The organism is Planococcus soli (assembly GCF_016881065.1).
Taxonomy (GTDB): Bacteria; Bacillota; Bacilli; order Bacillales_A; family Planococcaceae; genus Planococcus; species Planococcus soli.
In genome coordinates, this window is the sequence record NZ_WXYN01000022.1 from 169990 (window position 1) to 187529 (window position 17540).

General features: G+C 47.1%; 14 protein-coding genes and 1 tRNA gene. 5 read left to right on the plus strand and 10 right to left on the minus strand.

What is annotated here, in order from left to right; translation table 11 throughout:
• Positions 1 to 46: 46 nt before the first annotated feature.
• Positions 47 to 2806, minus strand: a complete 2760-nt coding sequence (locus tag GJB59_RS12100) for a YfhO family protein (RefSeq protein ID WP_142828315.1) — start codon at positions 2804 to 2806, stop codon at positions 47 to 49.
• Between the two features lie 144 nt (positions 2807 to 2950).
• On the opposite strand from GJB59_RS12100, the gene GJB59_RS12105 reads away from it, so the two are divergent.
• Positions 2951 to 3430 carry a DinB family protein gene (locus GJB59_RS12105; protein ID WP_185960060.1) on the plus strand — a complete coding sequence of 160 codons (480 nt, stop codon included), beginning with the start codon at positions 2951 to 2953 and terminating at the stop codon, positions 3428 to 3430.
• 41 nt (positions 3431 to 3471) lie between these two features.
• Here GJB59_RS12105 and GJB59_RS12110 read toward each other — a convergent pair whose 3' ends face one another.
• The 7 genes from GJB59_RS12110 to GJB59_RS12140 all read right to left on the minus strand — a co-directional run bounded on the left by GJB59_RS12110 (position 3472) and on the right by GJB59_RS12140 (position 9760).
• On the minus strand, positions 3472 to 4074 hold the full coding sequence (locus GJB59_RS12110; protein WP_244946838.1) for a polysaccharide deacetylase family protein: 603 nt from the start codon (positions 4072 to 4074) through the stop codon (positions 3472 to 3474).
• 60 nt (positions 4075 to 4134) lie between these two features.
• Entirely contained in the window at positions 4135 to 4905 is a 771-nt protein-coding gene (gene phnC / locus GJB59_RS12115; protein ID WP_142828319.1) for a phosphonate ABC transporter ATP-binding protein, read from the minus strand.
• 12 nt (positions 4906 to 4917) lie between these two features.
• Positions 4918 to 5673, minus strand: coding sequence for a phosphonate ABC transporter, permease protein PhnE (gene phnE, locus GJB59_RS12120; protein ID WP_142828321.1), 756 nt, complete (start codon positions 5671 to 5673; stop codon positions 4918 to 4920).
• An 11-nt stretch (positions 5674 to 5684) separates the two neighbouring features.
• Positions 5685 to 6587: a phosphate/phosphite/phosphonate ABC transporter substrate-binding protein gene (gene phnD, locus GJB59_RS12125; protein ID WP_142828323.1), complete on the minus strand. Its 903-nt coding sequence runs from the start codon at positions 6585 to 6587 to the stop codon at positions 5685 to 5687.
• A gap of 125 nt (positions 6588 to 6712) precedes the next feature.
• Positions 6713 to 7762 carry a selenide, water dikinase SelD gene (gene selD, locus GJB59_RS12130; protein WP_185960061.1) on the minus strand — a complete coding sequence of 350 codons (1050 nt, stop codon included), beginning with the start codon at positions 7760 to 7762 and terminating at the stop codon, positions 6713 to 6715.
• Between the two features lie 50 nt (positions 7763 to 7812).
• Positions 7813 to 8808 (minus strand): glycosyltransferase, encoded by a 996-nt coding sequence (locus GJB59_RS12135; protein ID WP_185960062.1) that lies wholly within the window; start codon positions 8806 to 8808, stop codon positions 7813 to 7815.
• Between the two features lie 856 nt (positions 8809 to 9664).
• Positions 9665 to 9760, minus strand: a tRNA-Sec gene (locus GJB59_RS12140).
• Positions 9761 to 9920: 160 nt separating this feature from the next.
• On the opposite strand from GJB59_RS12140, the gene selB reads away from it, so the two are divergent.
• The 3 genes from selB to GJB59_RS12155 all read left to right on the plus strand — a co-directional run bounded on the left by selB (position 9921) and on the right by GJB59_RS12155 (position 14509).
• Entirely contained in the window at positions 9921 to 11825 is a 1905-nt protein-coding gene (selB, locus tag GJB59_RS12145) for a selenocysteine-specific translation elongation factor (protein WP_142828431.1), read from the plus strand.
• Positions 11822 to 13234, plus strand: coding sequence for an L-seryl-tRNA(Sec) selenium transferase (gene selA, locus GJB59_RS12150; RefSeq protein ID WP_142828327.1), 1413 nt, complete (start codon positions 11822 to 11824; stop codon positions 13232 to 13234). The genes selB and selA overlap by 4 nt, the downstream gene beginning before the upstream one ends.
• A gap of 135 nt (positions 13235 to 13369) precedes the next feature.
• Positions 13370 to 14509 (plus strand): glycerate kinase, encoded by a 1140-nt coding sequence (locus GJB59_RS12155; RefSeq protein WP_142828329.1) that lies wholly within the window; start codon positions 13370 to 13372, stop codon positions 14507 to 14509.
• 52 nt (positions 14510 to 14561) lie between these two features.
• On the opposite strand, the gene GJB59_RS12160 is transcribed toward GJB59_RS12155, so the two are convergent.
• Entirely contained in the window at positions 14562 to 15080 is a 519-nt protein-coding gene (locus GJB59_RS12160) for a hypothetical protein (protein ID WP_142828331.1), read from the minus strand.
• 181 nt (positions 15081 to 15261) lie between these two features.
• On the opposite strand from GJB59_RS12160, the gene GJB59_RS12165 reads away from it, so the two are divergent.
• Entirely contained in the window at positions 15262 to 16551 is a 1290-nt protein-coding gene (locus GJB59_RS12165; RefSeq protein ID WP_236015651.1) for an MFS transporter, read from the plus strand.
• A 128-nt stretch (positions 16552 to 16679) separates the two neighbouring features.
• Here the strand turns inward: GJB59_RS12165 and GJB59_RS12170 are convergent, their stop codons facing one another.
• Positions 16680 to 17396 (minus strand): 3-ketoacyl-ACP reductase, encoded by a 717-nt coding sequence (locus GJB59_RS12170; protein WP_142828335.1) that lies wholly within the window; start codon positions 17394 to 17396, stop codon positions 16680 to 16682.
• Between the last annotated feature and the right edge of the window lie 144 nt (positions 17397 to 17540).

The following is a 17540-nucleotide window of genomic DNA, read 5'->3' on the forward strand; positions in this document are numbered from 1 at the left end:
CCCATTCAAAACTAATACTATTGCCCAAACAGCGGAAAAGACCCCTTTAAGTTGGAGTTCTTTTTCGCTGTTTCTGTAAGTAAACAAAAGCCAGGAACAGAGAGGCAATGGAAATGGCCAGTGAACTATAAAAGTACGGGGGGCGATAGGTCAGTTCGATGCGATTGTTTCCAGAATCGGCAGGCAATGCAATAAAAGCATAATTGGCTTCCAATGCTTCGACAGTTTCGCCATTCACTTTTGCACGCCAACCAATTTCATAAGGAATGGGCAAGATCAGAAAGAGAGCATTTTCTACGTTCTCGTATGCGGCTTCAAGTCTGCTGCTGCTCCAGCGAAAATCGGAACTGTAGTCTGCTTCGGCTGCTTCTGCAGCCAGCACTTGATAGTTTTCCCTGTAAACCGCCAGTTCGGTTAATTTGTAGCGGCCTGTGGGCACACGGATGCGGATGGTATCTTCAGCCGGCACGCGGATGGTCAAATTGTCTACAAAAGTTTTATAGACAGACTGGTTGGACTTTCGGGAAGTTTCGTACCCATTAATGGTCAAAGGAAAAAGGCCATCAGGCAATTCTTTTACTAGATGAAAAGAAATATACAAATCTTCTTCAGCGGAAAAAGTGTCATCCATCAATAGGTCAAGTCCGCCCGAATCTCCCGTGACCGTCAATATACCGTCTTCGAAGTCTGCCTGCTCCGTGCGGATGCTAAATGGCAGTTGAGAAGGTTCGGGTGGCAAATGCGAAATAGTTTCAGGGTTTTTCAGAATGACGCCTGACAGCATGGCATGTTCCCGACGCAGCACCGATTCTCTTGCAAGTGATTCTTCGCTGTACACAGCAGAAGCTGAACGGACGAATGGCAGCGTGCGCTGATTTTTGAACACCGAATAGTTGGCAGAACTGAGGAAATGTGCGAATCCCGCGGGAACATTTGGATCATCGTTTAGTGAAATTACATAATTCGCCTGCAGCAGACTATGTAAATTTGTCCTGTTGCCGAGTGTCGCATAGCGGCTGACGCTTTCACGGCCCATATCAACTTCCAAATCATAGAGGTAGAACTCGAGTATTTCTTTGTTCAAAATGCTGGAGTATGCGCTTACTCCAGCGAAATTCTGGACAATAGGGGTGTTGTTGCGGATGCTTTCCATCCACTCAATGCGATAAAAGCGATCCTCTTCCTCGAGGCGAATGGAATCGAGGAGACCATTAATTTCTGGATCATCGTAATCTGATCCAGTGATGAATTCCTCGGTCACCAGTTGTGTATTTCCACTGGTTACGAGCAGTACGTATTGAAATCCATTAACTGAAAAAATCAGAGTGAGAACGATGAATACTGCTGCGACAGCTTCCTGAGAACGGTCGCGGACAGCTCTGACGAGTAAGATAGCGGTTAACAATACCGTCCCTACAATTGAAAGAAATAAAGGAGTTTGAACGGTGGCACCTTCAACGATCAAAGCAAGGACAAGCTGAAGCCCGCTGGCCGCAATCCCGACAAGCAGCAGTCCAATTGCCAGAGCCTCACCAATTTTCGACTCTTTTTGTACGGCTGCAACATATATAATATAAATGATCAATGCAGTGCTGAAAAAAAGAAAGAGAAGATGTTTCGGAACGCCAATAGCCGGATCGATAAAGGAAAAGCCCGCATAGGCAGATAATGCAAGAGCGCCAGCCGGAATAAGGTGCGGGATTTTGAGCCTTGGCAAACTGCTGAATCCGGCAGCAACTGCGCCGCCAGCCGCAAATGAAATAAAGTATTCCCAACGATTTTGAGGAGCTGAAAATCCATTGAAAACACTGGCGATTTTAGGGCTGTAATGAAGGACAATCCCCAATAGGACTAGCAAGGAAAAAAACTGGAATAGCCGTTTGTGATAGAGCGGAAAAACGAATAGCAGGATGACGAATACAGCCGGCAGGACAATAAAGCTGCTGGTAAACAGGACATTGTCCAGCCAGGAAAACCATGGAGAATCATGCTGATAAGCTGGGCGGTGGTTGTTGATGAAGGAATAGACAGCCGGGATAAACGAAACGGCACTTATTCCCGCACCGATAGACCCGCTGACGATGAATTTGCGTATGGCTGCCCATCTTGGAGTTTCACTGTGGGACAAAGGGATAAAGAGACGTAAGAGGATATAAAAAGCGGTGAGCAGGAAATTGATATAGGCAAAATAAAAGTTGTCGATCATCGAGACAGCAACGGCAAACAAGAACCAGCCGGAGCGGTTTTCGCGGAATACTTTTTCAGCACCAAGCACAAGAAGCGGCAGCCATAAATAGGCATCCGCAAAAAACTCCCAATACACAGCATGGCGGAAATACATACCGGATAGACCATATACGGAAGCGCCAAGCAAGGCAGCAACCGGTTTGAAATCGAAATAACGAAAAACATGGTAGGCGATAAAAAGTACGAAAGCCAACCGGATGATATTAATGAAAACCGCAGCGCGGGCCCAGAACAATGGATTCGGCTCAGAAATCAGATGGATCGATTCAAGTAGAAAGACAAATGCCGTCGTCACAACAAAGACAATGGACGTAGAGAAATAATAGGACAACTCGCTGTAAATGCCGCTGCCAAAGCCAAAAAAAGCGGAATAGAAAAATTCCCCTTCGGTGTAATGCTTATACAGAAGCGTCTTGAATGGCAGCATTTGCGACAGGCCATCGTTTGGTCCAACCATAAATCGGTTATTGGACCATTCCCTTAAGTAAACAGCATGTGCACAAGTACTCAACAGCAGGAAAAAAGCAAATAGCTTCCAAGTGGAAAAAATCCTTCTCATAAGACACCGCCTTTGCTATGGGGATGATCAAATTCTCAATTTCAGGAACAGCTGGATGGCTTTTATCAATTTTACCTTTTTCAGAAAGGAATTTGTACTTTTATGTTGAATCTTTATTAATAATATGCGAAGGAGGAATGTATGATGATCAATCGTTTTCTACAGAACGGACTTCAAGGGAAGTATGCACATTACCAGACGGACATGTTGTTTAATGGCCTGAACTGGGAGATGGCTGGTGAAAGACCGGAAGGCAGCCATCATTCAGTATGGGAGCTGCTGTTTCATATGAATTACTGGCAGGATTTCATATTAGCGGAACTGCAGGAAGAAAATCCGCAAAGTCCGAAAGATCCATCAGATTCCTGGCCGGGTTCCCCATTTCCTTCCAGTGAAAAAGAATATACGGAAATGGTAACCCAGTTTTTGAAAGGTTTGGGACGAGCAACGCAGCAAGCTTCAAAAGATTCATTGGAAGAAAGCCTGGGTGGAAGAAAAAGAACGCCTGCAGATATGCTGATGGTACTCATCAACCACAACAGCTACCATGCCGGACAAGTTGTATATGCACGCCGATTGATCGGTGCCTGGCCACCTCCAGATGGCGATGAAAGCGATGAATAACTCAAATAAAAAATCAGCACCGGTTTTTCCGGTGCTGATTTTTACTGTTCATTAGGCAACACAGAAAAGGTATATCCTTGTTCTTTGATGGCTGTTATCAGTTGAGGGAGTATGTCCGCAGTCTGCTCTAACTCATGGAGCAGGATAATCGCGCCATCCTCGAGATTTTCTATGACATACTGAATGATTTGGCTGGGATCGTCTTTCAGCTCCCAGTCCATTGAAGCGATGCGCCACATGACGGTCGTTAAGCCAAGAGCGTTGGCAGCTTTTAAGGTATCGCTGTTAAAGCGTCCATAAGGAGGCCGGAAATAGATAACTGGCATACCCGTTGTTTTTTCTATATGCGCCAGGCTGTTTTGTATATCCCGGTACTGTTCCTCGTAAGACAGCTGAATCAGATTGCGATGCTTTCTTGAATGCGTGCCAATAATATGGCCTTCATCAAGCACCCGTTGCCATGGCCTTGACGGATACAGCAGACGGGATTGCCAAAAGAACATAGCCGGCACATCAAATTGTTTCAGAATATCCAAAATCTGCGGAAGGACTTTGCTAGGGCCGTCATCAAAACTGAGGACTACGGATTTTTCACTAAGTACAGGGCTGCCAGTAATGATTTGCGGGTGAGTAGAGTCGTACACGACCCTGGATTGATCGACTGCTCATGGACTTTTAATCATGCAGATCATCTCCTTTCGCCGTTAGATTCCAGCGTCAAAAAAGGCAGTTTGCGGATCGGCTGTATACGTTTCCCGGTATTCCGCATTTGTGAATCTTTCCGGTGGACCGTCAAAAATGAGCTTGCCATCTTTCAAGGCCAAGATACGGGTGGCATAGCGTTTGGCCAATTCAATATCATGGACATTGATAATGGTCAGCAAGTCCAACCGTTCATGCATTTCTGTCAGCAAGGTAAAGATATGGTTGGAAGTGCCGGGATCGAGGCTGGCAACCGGTTCATCCCCAAGCAGCACTTTCGGTTGCTGGGCAAGCGCACGGGCAATGCCGACACGCTGTTTTTGGCCGCCGCTCAGCTGTTCTACTTTCCGGTAAGCCATTTCCGATAAGCCGACGTCGGAAATGACACGTTTTGCCAAAGCCAATTCATCGGCAGTAAACCAGCCAATCAGGTTCTTGAAAGAAGAGCGGTAGCCGAACATGCCGGTCAGGACATTTTGCATAACGCTCAGGCGCGGCACCAAGCTGAAGTGCTGGAAGATCATACCGGCTTCCCGGCGTACTTTCCGCAGTTTTTCTTCATTATGGGCGGCAATGTTTTTGCCGTCAAAAAGAATTTCTCCATCGGTCGGTTTTTGCAGTCCATTCAGACAGCGGATAAAAGTCGATTTTCCTGCACCGCTTTTCCCAAGTACACAAACAAAATCGCCTTTTTCAAGAGACAGGCTGATATCAGTCAATGCTTCCACTTTTGTATCCGGATAATGAACAGATAAATTTTTCACTTGAATCATATAGCCACTCCTTTAAATGACGCGGTTTCGAATGGTGCTAGCCAAAAAGTCGATGGCAATAACCATAATCATAATAATCAAGACGTCCAGAGACACGGACGAGTATTGAAAGGTTTTAAAATCATTAAATAGGCGCTGCCCGATTCCGCCGCCTCCGATAAAGCCCAGGATAAGCGACGTGCGGATAGCCACTTCAAACCGATAGAAAAACTGGGACAGGACGTTCGGCCAAATTTGCGGAAGAATGCTAAACAGATTTGCCAGCCATTTTTTTGCGCCAACTGCACGCATGGCTTCTTGAGGCCCAGGATCAGCCGCTTCAATCAATTCGGATACCAGTTTTCCAAAGACGCCAACATTATGGATCATGATGGCGATAACTGCCGGGAAAGGTCCAAGGCCCAGTGTAGTCAATAGAATAAGGCCGATAACAATTTCGGGAATAGAACGGACAAAACTGAGTGCTACACGCATAAAATGGAAGAGGGACTTGGATGGCGCTGTGTTGCGCGCTGCAATAAAGCTGATCGGCAATGCAATCAACAAGCCAAATACACTGCCGAGAAAAGCCATTGCCAAGGTCTCGAATGTATCTTCTACCATGCCGGGAAGCTGGGAAAAGTCCATCGGCCACCATTGAGACAGGAAGTCGATCATATTGCGGAAGTCCCTAAACTTGGACAAGTCAAATTCGGTAATGCGCATACTGAAATAAATCAGTATTAAAATAATTATGAGGGTAATGAAATTGCTTTTTTTAAACCACAAGCTGATCAACTCTATTCTTCAATGATTCCTTGCTTTATAGCGGCTTGTTTGATGCTTTCGTAATCTGCATTGTCAGCTTCTGTAAAGCCGGTAGCGCCAAATGCATCAAGTATTTCAGGATCTTCAATCGCTAAAAATGTTTCCCGCAGTGTCGCGACAGTTTCATCATCTGTACTTTCAAGCACAGCCCATGGGTACTGGAACAAAGGCTCTGACTCCCAAACAATTTTTAATTGGTCGCCGTCGATTTTGCCCGACTCCAATAACTGATTGTAAATGGCACTGTCAATGGCACCAGCATCTACTTGCTTGTTCTGTACAGCGAGTGCAGTTGCATCATGTGATCCGGTAAAGCGCACAGTTTCAAATTGATTTTCCTGTTCAGATTCGTATACTCCGCGGTCCTGCAATTCAATAGACGGAATCAATGAGCCGGAAGTGGAGTTGGGATCGCCGAATGCAAATTGGACCTCACCCGGATTTTCCAATAATTCATCTAAAGACGTCACAGGATTGTCAGTATGCGTGATGACATAGGCATTATAAAATGGTTCCCCGTCGACGAGCTGCGTGATGATTGCTTGCGCGTTGCTGTTTGCTTCTGCAATGACATACGTCAAAGGCCCAAGGTAAGCCATGTCAATCTGGTCGTAATTCATAGATTCTACAACACCATTGTAATCGGGATACACTTCAATTTCGACTTCGCGATCCAACTCTTCACTTAGAAGAGCTTGCAGTTTATCCATAGCCGTCTGCATTTCACCCTCTGTTTGCGCGGGAATAACGCCGATTGTGAAAGGCTCTTCGTTTTCGGAAGCTGTTGAACTTCCATCTTCAGTTGATTCGTCTCCGCATGCTGCCAGGAATAATGCCAACATGGGTACAGAAACAGTTAAAATCCATTTTTTCAATACGAACACCTCTTTACACTTTGGTATGTAGCTAATAACAGCAATAAAACAAGGACCCCAGCAGAGTCCTTGTCCAAAGCTTACCTATTGCCATATGTAAGCTTATCATTTTGATCTTCCAAATCTTAAATTACTTGAATCCGGCCGGCATTTTCACTTGTTACATTTCCGATGATGGCGGATTGAACATTGTTTTCCAGCAATTCACGCTGCAATGCATCAGCTTCCGCTTCAGGGACTGAAATGAGCAGGCCGCCGGAAGTGACCGCATCACACAGGATCAATTGATCGATTTCACTGATGTTCCCAGCGTAATCGATGTCATCTGCTAGCCATTGGCGATTTTTGCGTGTGCCGCCCGGGATGACATTTTGTTCTGCGAGCTCTTTCGCACGAGACAGAACAGGTACATCCTGGTTAATCACCGTTACGCCGACGTTTCCGCCTTTGGCGATTTCCATTGTATGGCCAAGCAGGCCGAAACCGGTCACATCTGTGCAGGCGTTGACGCTGTAATTCTCCATTACTTCTGCCGCAGTTTTATTCAACGTGGCCATAACGTTCATGACTTCGTCCAAATCATCTTTTTCCAAAATGCCTTGTTTGATGGCGGTGGTCAAAATGCCGACACCGATAGGCTTGGTCAAAATGAGGCGGTCTCCCGGTTTCGCACCTGCATTAGAGCGGATGCGATCAGGGTGGATGGTGCCTGTAACAGAAAGTCCGAACTTAGGCTCCTGGTCATCAATCGAATGTCCGCCGACCAAGGCGGCTCCAGATTCCTTGACCTTGTCAGAAGCGCCAGCCAGAATGTCGGCTAATATGCTTTTATCCAATGTATTGATCGGGAAAGCGACAATGTTCATAACTGTTAATGGCTTGCCGCCCATGGCATAGACATCGCTCAAGGCATTGGCTGCACCAATCTGTCCAAACATATAAGCATCGTCGACAATCGGTGTAAAGAAATCCAAAGTCTGGACCAATGCGGTTTCATCGTTAATTTTATAAACTCCTGCGTCGTCAGCTGTTTCCAGGCCAACAAGCAAGTTTGGATCATCTACGTTTTTCGGTAAGTGACGCAGAACCTGCGCCAGGTCCTCAGGACCAATTTTGCAGCCTCAACCGCCTTTTGTAGATAAAGAAGTCAGTCTTACGTTTTCTTTTTCAACCATGCTAATCTCTCCTTTTTCACACTCAATACTGCTATTCATTTAAAACCGGTTTATTTTAAAATCTGTTGATAAACCTTCAACAAAGTCTCAGCTTCTTGTTCACTTGAATGATGCTGTTTTACATAAGCTTCAGCGGACTGGCCGATGCTTTGCCTTATTTTGTTATTATTCACGAGCTTTTCAGCATAATCAAGGAATTCGTTTCGGGTTTTGTATAATAACCCGGTTTTCCCATCGGAGATTATGCCGCTGTTGCCCGGAATGTCTGAAGCAAGTACAGGCAATGCATAGCCCATCGCCTCTAAAATCGTTGCTGGCTGTCCTTCTGAAAGGGATGTGTTTAAGACGGCATCGGTCTCGAGATAAATGGACCCCATATCTTCATGAGGCACTTTCCCCAAGTAACGAATCCAATCCTTGTGGCGATTGACAAGGTCCATTACATGCTTGCCTTCTTCTTCTTCAAGAATAGGACCGACCAGCCATAGCCGAACTTGTGGATGATGCAAATGCAGTTCCTGAAGCATTCCAATCGCTTCTGGGATATTCTTCACTTTCCGGATCCCTGCCGGCAAGAAGAACAAAAAGCTGTCCGGCTCTTTTGTGAAAAGCGGAACTCCAGGCGGGGAAGGCTGGTTGCCTTGGGCCATGACAAAAATCTTATCGTTCAGCTCAGGAATTTCTTGTACCAGCAATGCTTTCGCTTTCTTATCAAAAACATGAACAGCCTCTGCTCCATGCAGGGAAGCCAGGACATCCATCCGTTTTTCCGGATTAAAAAGATCCTGATTCAAGTCGGTTCCTGTGATGGTGACGATGTAATGCGCGGGCTTCTTGTCCAGTTTCTGAAGAAACTTATAAAAATTATAAGCGTGAAATCCATGGACGATATCAGCAGCTGGAAACGAACGGGTGACGCTATCGTCTGTCGTAGAGACGATTTCCGTCTCCACACCCAGATGTTCAAGGTTGTCTGCAATGCGCTGAACCGTTATCGTGTTTCCGCGAAGCTGCGGATAATTTGGTGAAGCTAAAACAATTTTCATCTTTTTCATCCTTTAATTCAACGATTTGAAAGTTTAAGAGCTGATGCTATATTAAATTATCCTAAAACTAAGAGAGTTTGTCACTTAACTCGTCTTTAATCAGATATAAAAAAGATTGCCGCAAGGGGCAATCTTTTTTTATGCCTGTCGAAGGCACGCAGGATGCGGGTCAGCTAACCGTTGCGACAGGAAGTCGCGTATTTAGGTTAGCATCCTCTTTGGGCGGTTCCGCTTTTCTATTGTCCAGCTTCGGCGCCTAGCCCCTCGGGGTCTTAAGCCAAACCGGCAGTGTGGCAAAAAGCGCCACACAACCGATTCGTCTTAAGCCTGTCGGAGCTGAACAGGCGCCTCAGCATTTCTATTGTCCAGCTTCGGCGCCTAGCTCCTCGGGGTCTTAAGCCAAACCGGCAGTGTGGCAAAAAGCGCCACACAACCGGTTTGGCTTAAGCCTGTCGGAGCTGAACAGGCACCTCAGCTTTTCTTTTTGTTCAGCTTTGGCACCCAGATTCTAGGGTCATAAGCCCCCCTGGCTGTGCGGCTGAAAACACGCCGCTTCGCCAGGGCGTCTTATGCCCGTCGAATCTACACGGGCACCTCAGCATTTCTATTGTCCAGCTTCGGCGCCCAGATTCTGGGGTCATAAGTCAACCCAGCTGCGTGGCAAAGAACGCCACACTGCTGCTCTGCCTTATGCCCGTCGAATCTACATGGGCACCTCAGCATTTCTATTGTCCAGCTTCGGCGCCCAGATTCTAGGGTCATAAGTCAACCCAGCTGCGTGGCAAAGAACGCCACACTGCTGCTCTGCCTTATGCCCGTCGAATCTACATGGGCACCTCAGCTTTTCTGTATGTATTGGCGGGATTGTGTGGGAATCGAACCCACCGAGCCTGGCACGCAGGCCCCTCAGGTTTTGAAGACCCAGGAGGACACCAGTCACCCATCCAACCCCGTGATGTCATTTGCCGACCTGTACAAGTTTATACCGAAAAAAAGATCTGCGCAAGAACGGGGCCTGCCTAAAGAGAAGAAGAGCAGAGCTCAGGCTTGAAAGAGCTTTCCCTGAAGACTAAAGTAAAGAGATAAGCAATTAGAGAAGGCGTGTGAAGAAAATGGAAGAACGGTATTTTACCATCGGCATGGCCGGCCATATTGATCATGGCAAGACCAGTTTGACGAAAGCGTTGACCAATGTGGAGACAGACCGGTTGAAAGAGGAAAAGGAACGGGGCATTTCCATTGAATTGGGCTATGCCCCTCTAAATTTGGAACCTGGAGTTTTTGTTTCTGTAGTCGATGTGCCGGGGCATGAACGGTTTATTCGCCAGATGATTGCAGGTGTTGCGGGAATTGACTTGGTTGTCCTGGTCGTTGCGGCTGACGAAGGGATCATGCCGCAAACCGAGGAGCATCTGGAAATTTTGCAGTTTCTGGGGGTGAAGAGTTGCATTGTCGCCATTTCGAAAATAGACCGGGTCGATGAAGTGATGCTTGAATTGGTGACGGATGATATTAAAGAGAGGCTGTCTGATACTGTTTTTCATGAAGCACCGTATGTCGCCCTCGACAGTCTGTCTGGAACGGGAATTGAGGAATTGAAGAAACTGATTGGAACGGAGTTGCAGGCCATGAACTTCCGTGACGCTTATGGTTCATTCCGTTTGCCAATCGATCAAGTCTTTACAGTGCAGGGGCAGGGAACGGTTGTCAGAGGGACCGTCTATGAAGGCGTCGTCCGGAAATCGGCGCAGCTGACAATTTTGCCGGAAGGGATTTCTGTAAAAGCTAGACAAATTCAAGTGCATCATGAAGAACGCGAGCAGGCACGCGCTGGACAGCGGACAGCCATCAATCTTGGCGGCATCGAACGGACAGCCGTGAAACGGGGAGATGTACTTGTCGATTCGGATCATTTTCTGGTGACGGATACCATTGATGTGGCTCTGCGGGTAATCGGAAGGAAATTCGCGTCCCTTAAACAGCGGACAGCGGTCCGGCTTCATATCGGCACCTCTGAAGTGATGGGTAAGATCGTCTTTTTCGACCGCAAGGAGCTGGAACAGACGCCGGATGAAGTGTTGTGTCAAATTCGTCTGGATGAAAAGATTGTGGTGCGCCGGGGAGACCGCTTTATTTTGCGGCGGCCAAGTCCGATGGAGACAATTGGCGGCGGTTGGGTGATTCAGCCAAACGGCGGCAAGTATCGATTTGGCAATGAAACCATCAGTATGCTTCGTCGCCATCAGCAGGGAACGCCACAGGATTTGGTTATGGATGCCTTGAACAAATCTCTCCTGCTCAACCTGCAGGGGCTGATGCAGCAAACTTCGCTGGACGAAATCACTTTGAAGGAAACCTTGGAGGAAGGATTGTCTTCTACTATTTGGCTGGAAATCCCTCGCTACGGCTTTAGCCTAACGAAAACTTTCATCAAAATAAAAGATGAATTGCTGGCAAGGCTGCGGGAGTTTCACGAAGATTTCCCGATGCGGACGGGCATAGGCAAAGCCGAGTTGATTCAATCAGTGAGCATAAACTTTCCCAAACCTCTTCTTGAGTACAGCCTGAACTTATTGGTAGAACAGGATGAAATACAGCGATCTGGCCAGTTCGTGGCTTTGGCTCGTTTCAGCCCGCACCTCCCGAACGAGTGGCGTGCTCGTATGGAGCAGGTTATCAGCACTCTCGAAAAGGATGGCTTTCAAGCAGAAAAGTGGGAGGATTATTTCACTGGCAGTCCGTTGCCGAAGACGGAAGTCGCTGAACTCACTGCCTATTTGCTTGATAGCGGGCAGGTATATCGGTTGAGAGAAGATACAATTATTCACCGTTCGGCTTTTGATCAGGCTTTAAACCAGTTGCAGTTACAGACTGGCCCGTCTTTTGATTTAAAGCAGGCGAAGGAAATTCTGCAGCTATCAAGGAAATATATGATTCCGTTTCTGGATTTGTTGGATGAGCTGAACTATACAAGGCGGTCAGAAGACCAGCGTTACTGGATGGAGGACAAGACATGAAACAGTATTTGCGGCTGTTGCCGGCAGTCCACGAGTTGCAGAAAGACCCGCGTTTTGAAAGCTTGAAATCAGCATATAACGTGAATGGTGAGCAGCTTACTGAATTTCTGCAGCGTGAACTTGGAAATCTGCGGCAAGGTTTGCTGGCAGAAGAGACAGCAGTTGAAGGGGCTGTTCCGGACTTTGCAGAACAGCTGTTCAAATCAACAGAAGCCCAAATCAAACAGTGGCAGGAAGATCGGTTGGCGCGGGTGATAAACGGAACCGGAACAGTGCTGCATACGAATTTGGGACGCTCCCGTTTGAGTGATGCTGCCATCGCGCATGCCTTAAGAACGGCAGCGAATTACTCCAATTTGGAATATCAGTTAATGGAAGGAAAGCGTGGATCCCGCCACGACATTATTGAAGAGCTCTTGATACAAGCAACAGGAGCGGAAGCCGCGATGGTCGTGAACAATAATGCGGCAGCGGTATTTCTCATTTTAAGTGCATTGGCCAAACAGCGGGAAGTCATTGTCTCGCGCGGCCAATTGGTTGAGATTGGCGGCTCTTTCCGCGTGTCTTCTATTATGGAAGAAAGCGGGGCAAAGCTCGTCGAAGTGGGAACTACCAATAAAACCCATCTGTTTGATTACGAAGATGCTTTTAATGAAGAAACGGCGATGATCATGAAAGTGCATACCAGCAATTTCAAAATGATCGGTTTTACGGAAACGGTTGAAACCACTGAACTTGTCAAATTGACAGAAAAACATCGAGACATCCTCTTCTATGAAGATTTGGGAAGCGGTGCGCTTTATGACTTTAAAAAGCATGGCATCGGCGATGAGCCGCTTGTCCGTGAAGTGATTGAAAGCGGTGTCGACCTCGTTTCCTTCAGCGGTGATAAACTGCTGGGCGGACCGCAGGCAGGCTTGATCGCCGGAAAAAAAGATCTGATCGACCAGTTGAAAAAACACCAATTGGCGCGTGTCTTGAGAGTCGACAAAATGACATTGGCAGCACTGGAAGAAACCTTGAAAAGCTACTTGTCCGGACCTGAAAGGGTTGCGGAATTGCCCACTGTCCGGGATATTATCCGTTCCGCTTCAGACATTAAAATCCAGGCCCAATCGTTTATCAGTCTTTTGCAGGGGAAATCCAAAAAATACCAGATAAAACTTCAGGAAAGCACTTCTCAAATAGGCGGCGGTACCATGCCAGGAGTGGAGATTCCGACCTTTATTGCGGCGATTGTCCACGACAGTTTGAGTGCAGATCAATTAGCGATGCGTCTCAGACAAGCAAAGCCCGCAATTGTCTCGCGCATTCAGGAAGGGCAAGTATGCATTGATTTCCGCACCATCGCCGACTCGGAGATGGACGAGCTGCTGTCAGGACTTTTAGCCAGTGAATCTCAAGTTTGACTGCTTACCATTAGAAATAATGCAACTCTCGCCTTTGTTTCAGGAGCGGTTTATTGATGTGAGGTATATTTAAATGGAATAAGGGAATAGTCGTTGTAATCTAAAAAAAGAGGGTTCACATAGGAGGCGGAATTAGTGAAGATCCTGATAGCGCCTGACTCGTTTAAAGGGAGCATGACGGCAGTAGAGGCAGCCGAAGCAATGGCTGAAGGAGTTCAAGATGCATTTCCGCAAAGTGCGGTTGTTAAGATGCCGATAGCTGACGGCGGTGAAGGGACAATGGCAGCCCTGGTTTCAGCAACTGGCGGGAAAATGGTAGAAGCGGTTGTCGAAGATCCGCTGGGCCGTAAGATCACGGCGAGCTATGGTGTGCTTGGAGACCAGAAAACGTGTGTTGTGGAATTGGCAGAAGCTTCAGGGCTGACTCTTTTAACAGAGGCAGAACGAAATCCTTTGCATGCATCCACCTATGGCACCGGTGAATTGATAGTTGCCGCATTGGATGCGGGCTACCGGAAGTTTATCATTGGCCTCGGGGGCAGCGCCACGAATGATGCCGGAATTGGAATGCTCCAGGCATTGGGCATGAAATTTCTGGATACTTATGGCGTTGAATTGGGGCCAGGTACTGTAGCCTTAAACGGTTTGTCGAAGATTGATCCGTTTGGTTTTGATAAACGCATCATGGAAAGCCGGTTTTTGATTGCCAGCGATGTTGAAAATCCATTAATTGGACCTGAAGGCGCCTCGACAGTCTTTGGTCCGCAAAAAGGCGCAACTCCTGAAATGGTGAAGACACTTGATGAAGTCCTAACGAACTTTGCTGATATTGTTGAGCGATTTACCGGTATGTCGCTGCACCACAAAAAAGGTGCAGGTGCTGCCGGTGGTGCAGGAGGGACATTTCAAGCGTTCTTTTTAAGCGAAATGAAGCGGGGAATTGACCTTGTGCTGGAAACGCTCGATTTTGAAGAACAACTTTTCCATGCTGATTTGGTGTTGACCGGAGAAGGCAAAACCGATGTCCAGACGCTATCCGGCAAAGCTCCTTTTGGCATTGCAGAAGCAGCTTATCGACACGGCAAACCGGTTATTCTAATTTCCGGAACAGTCGAAAACTCAGACAAACAGCAGCTGGCGCCATATTTCACGGAAATTCACGCCATATCAGACGACGGAATTTTGCCGGAAGAATCCATGGCAAATGCTCATCGTTATATAAGAATAAAAACCGAAAAAGTGATTGCCGCATTCGCGGGGAAACAAGGTTTATAATGATAAAAAAAGTGAATCGGGAACAAGCCGGTTCACCTTTTAGATTGTGCAATCAATTATTCAGAACAGGATGTTCCTGATAGTCATAAGTGATATCCGGCAGGATGGACGGATCGACATTGCTCCAAATCAGTTGATCACGTGTTGCTTTGTCTAATCTGAAGGACATGACACTCGTATTTAGGCTATTTTCAACAGGAAAAATAAAGGATAGGGAGATGCCGTTCAGTTGGTCGAAGGCAGACAGCGGCTCCAGTATGTCGATGGCATCTTGCCATATCTGTTGTTTTGTTGAAATCATGGTAAAGCTTTTGTCCGCATTTAGGGAAATCTCCACGTTCCATCCAACAAGGCCTCGAGAAATCGAAATGTCGTCAATGCGTTCTTTGTTCATATTGTTTTTTTCTCCAAGCCGGTCGATAGTAATTGCCTGTATCTCGGTTTTCAAGTTTTCGGCTTCCGGAAATTCTGTTTTTAACAGCCAACTGCCCGAAACTAGGAGTACAGCAATTGTGAGGAGCCAAAGCCAGACGGCAAATCGAAATGGCCGCTCCTTCTGCATTCCAGTCATAATGATTGCCACTCCAATCCGTACTTCGTTTCTTTCAGTATAAATGAAATCCCCTCTATTATTTTATCGAGTGTTTCTTTTTTCAAAAAAAGGCTGCAGCGGGCATGCTAAAAAGCGTTATACTGAAAAAAAGATTCTTACTATTTTATTCGCGAAGCTGGGTGTGAAAGAAGGAGAAACCATGGAACAAAATACAAAACAGCAAATGCTGCTGCAGGGCTATATTGAATCACCTGATAAGGTCAAGGCATTGTACCGGCGCACTTTGTGGATTGTCGTGCTGTCACAGATTTTTGGAGGAGCAGGATTAGCGGCTGGGGTAACTGTCGGAGCTCTTCTCGCACAGGATATGCTTGGAACCGATCGCTTTGCGGGAGCACCGGTTGCACTGTTCACGCTGGGGTCGGCCGCGGCCGCGCTGATCATTGGACGCATTTCGCAACGGTTCAGTCGGCGAACCGGGTTGGCATCAGGATTTCTGGCAGGTGGAATCGGAGCAATCGGTGTTGTCATGGCGGCGATATCAAGTAATGTAATTTTGTTGTTTGCATCCCTGCTGGTTTATGGGGCAGGAACAGCCACTAATTTGCAGGCGCGTTATGCGGGGACGGATTTGGCAGATGCTGCACAGCGGGGAACCGCCATCAGCATCGCTTTAGTGTCAACGACATTTGGGGCATTTGCCGGACCGAACCTGGTCGGGGTGATGGGCAGGTTTGCTGAGTCCGTCGGCATCCCGGCTTTGGCGGGGCCTTTTCTATTGGCGGCTGCCGCGTATATTCTGGCAGGCTTGGTGCTGCTGATTTTTCTTCGCCCGGATCCATTGCTTGTGTCAAAAGCGCTAACCGCGCATGAGCAGAACCTTAAAGTGAATACACCGGAAACAGAACTGGACCAATCCTCTATTAATAAAAAAGGAATCGTATTGGGTGCCGCGGTCATGGTGCTGACTCAATTGATCATGTTTGCCATTATGACGATGACACCAATCCACATGGGACATTATGGGCATGACCTGGAAGCTGTCGGCTTGGTCATCGGCATCCACATAGCGGCCATGTACTTGCCGTCTATTGTCACCGGTGTCCTGGTCGACAAATTAGGGAGGATCGTCATGACGGCAGCGGCTGGGGTAACGTTTATGGCTGCTGGAATTGTGGCCGCTTTGGCGCCAAGTGATTCCTTATTGGTACTGATTGTCGCTTTGGCTCTCCTTGGGCTTGGGTGGAACTTCGGATTGATCAGCGGAACCACGCTCATTGTGGATTCGACGCATCCTTCCACACGGGCAAAAACGCAGGGGACAGTTGATGTGCTCGTTGCGTTGGCTGGTGCAACAGGCGGAGGGATTTCAGGAATGGTTATGGCACAGACCAGCTATGCTGCAATGTCTTTGGTTGGCGGCTTTCTGGCTTTGGCTCTAATCCCGGTTGTTCTTTGGTCAACGAGAAAGGGAAAAGCGAATGGTTGAAAAAGGCTAAAAAAGATTTGAATTTTGGGCTTGCTTAAGGCGAGGACAAGAGCTTGTAAAAATTCAGATGTCATTGAAAAAAGCTCCATTCACATTTGTGAACGGAGCTTTTTGTATAACTGACTGTTTTATGGGTTTGTCGACCAAAGTCCGGCTGATTTCAACAAAACACGCGGATGCAGCTTGAGCTGGGCAACCATCATTTCAGCAAGGTCCTCCGGCTGCATAACTTTGTCGGGATTGCCGTCGGTCAGGTTTGCTTCAACTGCCAGGTCTGTGGCAACTGTACTCGGAGTTAAGGCACTCACGCGGATATTGTGCTTTCTGACTTCCAGCATCAATGATTCTGTCAATCCCATAACTCCAAACTTTGAGGCGCTGTAAGCACTTGTTACAGGTGCACCTTTTTGTCCGGCTGTTGAAGAGATATTGATGACATCGCCTGATTGGCGCTCGATCATTTGCGGCAATACAGCGCGAGTCACGTAATACACGCCCATCAGATTGGTATCGATAATGCCTTTGAATTCTTCAGGCGACAGTTCAAGAAACTTGCCGAACTTGCCGATTCCCGCATTGTTGATCAGGATATCAATCGATCCCAATTCAGCCAATACATGTTCAACTGCTGCATTGACCGCTTCCGGATCTGCAACATCAGCTACTGCGTATACTGCTTTTACTCCGTATTGCGCCAATTCTGATGCAACGTTCTCAAGGTTTTCAGCTGTGCGGCCAACAAGCCCGACATTTATTCCTTCTGCTGCAAAGGCGATGGCGGTAGCCCGGCCAATTCCTTTTCCAGCTCCTGTAATCAACGCATTTTTTCCTGTTAAGTTTTGCATATGGACAGCTCCTTCTTTAATAAAAGTTCACGTAAAATAGTTTAACATGAATGCTCAGCAGGAAGCCTGTTCAGCGCCTTTTGGAAGAGTGTCAAACGATATTCATCCATAGGCAGGTCCGACTAATTTATTGACTATTTAAAA

Excerpts from the sequence above, each read along its gene's own strand:
- GJB59_RS12165 (WP_236015651.1), top strand. The coding sequence starts at position 15,262 with ATGGAACAAAATACAAAACAGCAAATGCTGCTGCAGGGCTATATTGAA.
- selB (WP_142828431.1), top strand. The coding sequence starts at position 9,921 with ATGGAAGAACGGTATTTTACCATCGGCATGGCCGGCCATATTGATCAT.
- GJB59_RS12135 (WP_185960062.1), bottom strand. The coding sequence starts at position 8,808 with ATGAAAATTGTTTTAGCTTCACCAAATTATCCGCAGCTTCGCGGAAAC.
- GJB59_RS12160 (WP_142828331.1), bottom strand. The coding sequence starts at position 15,080 with ATGACTGGAATGCAGAAGGAGCGGCCATTTCGATTTGCCGTCTGGCTT.
- GJB59_RS12105 (WP_185960060.1), top strand. The coding sequence starts at position 2,951 with ATGATCAATCGTTTTCTACAGAACGGACTTCAAGGGAAGTATGCACAT.
- GJB59_RS12100 (WP_142828315.1), bottom strand. The coding sequence starts at position 2,806 with ATGAGAAGGATTTTTTCCACTTGGAAGCTATTTGCTTTTTTCCTGCTG.
- phnC (WP_142828319.1), bottom strand. The coding sequence starts at position 4,905 with ATGATTCAAGTGAAAAATTTATCTGTTCATTATCCGGATACAAAAGTG.
- GJB59_RS12170 (WP_142828335.1), bottom strand. The coding sequence starts at position 17,396 with ATGCAAAACTTAACAGGAAAAAATGCGTTGATTACAGGAGCTGGAAAA.
- selA (WP_142828327.1), top strand. The coding sequence starts at position 11,822 with ATGAAACAGTATTTGCGGCTGTTGCCGGCAGTCCACGAGTTGCAGAAA.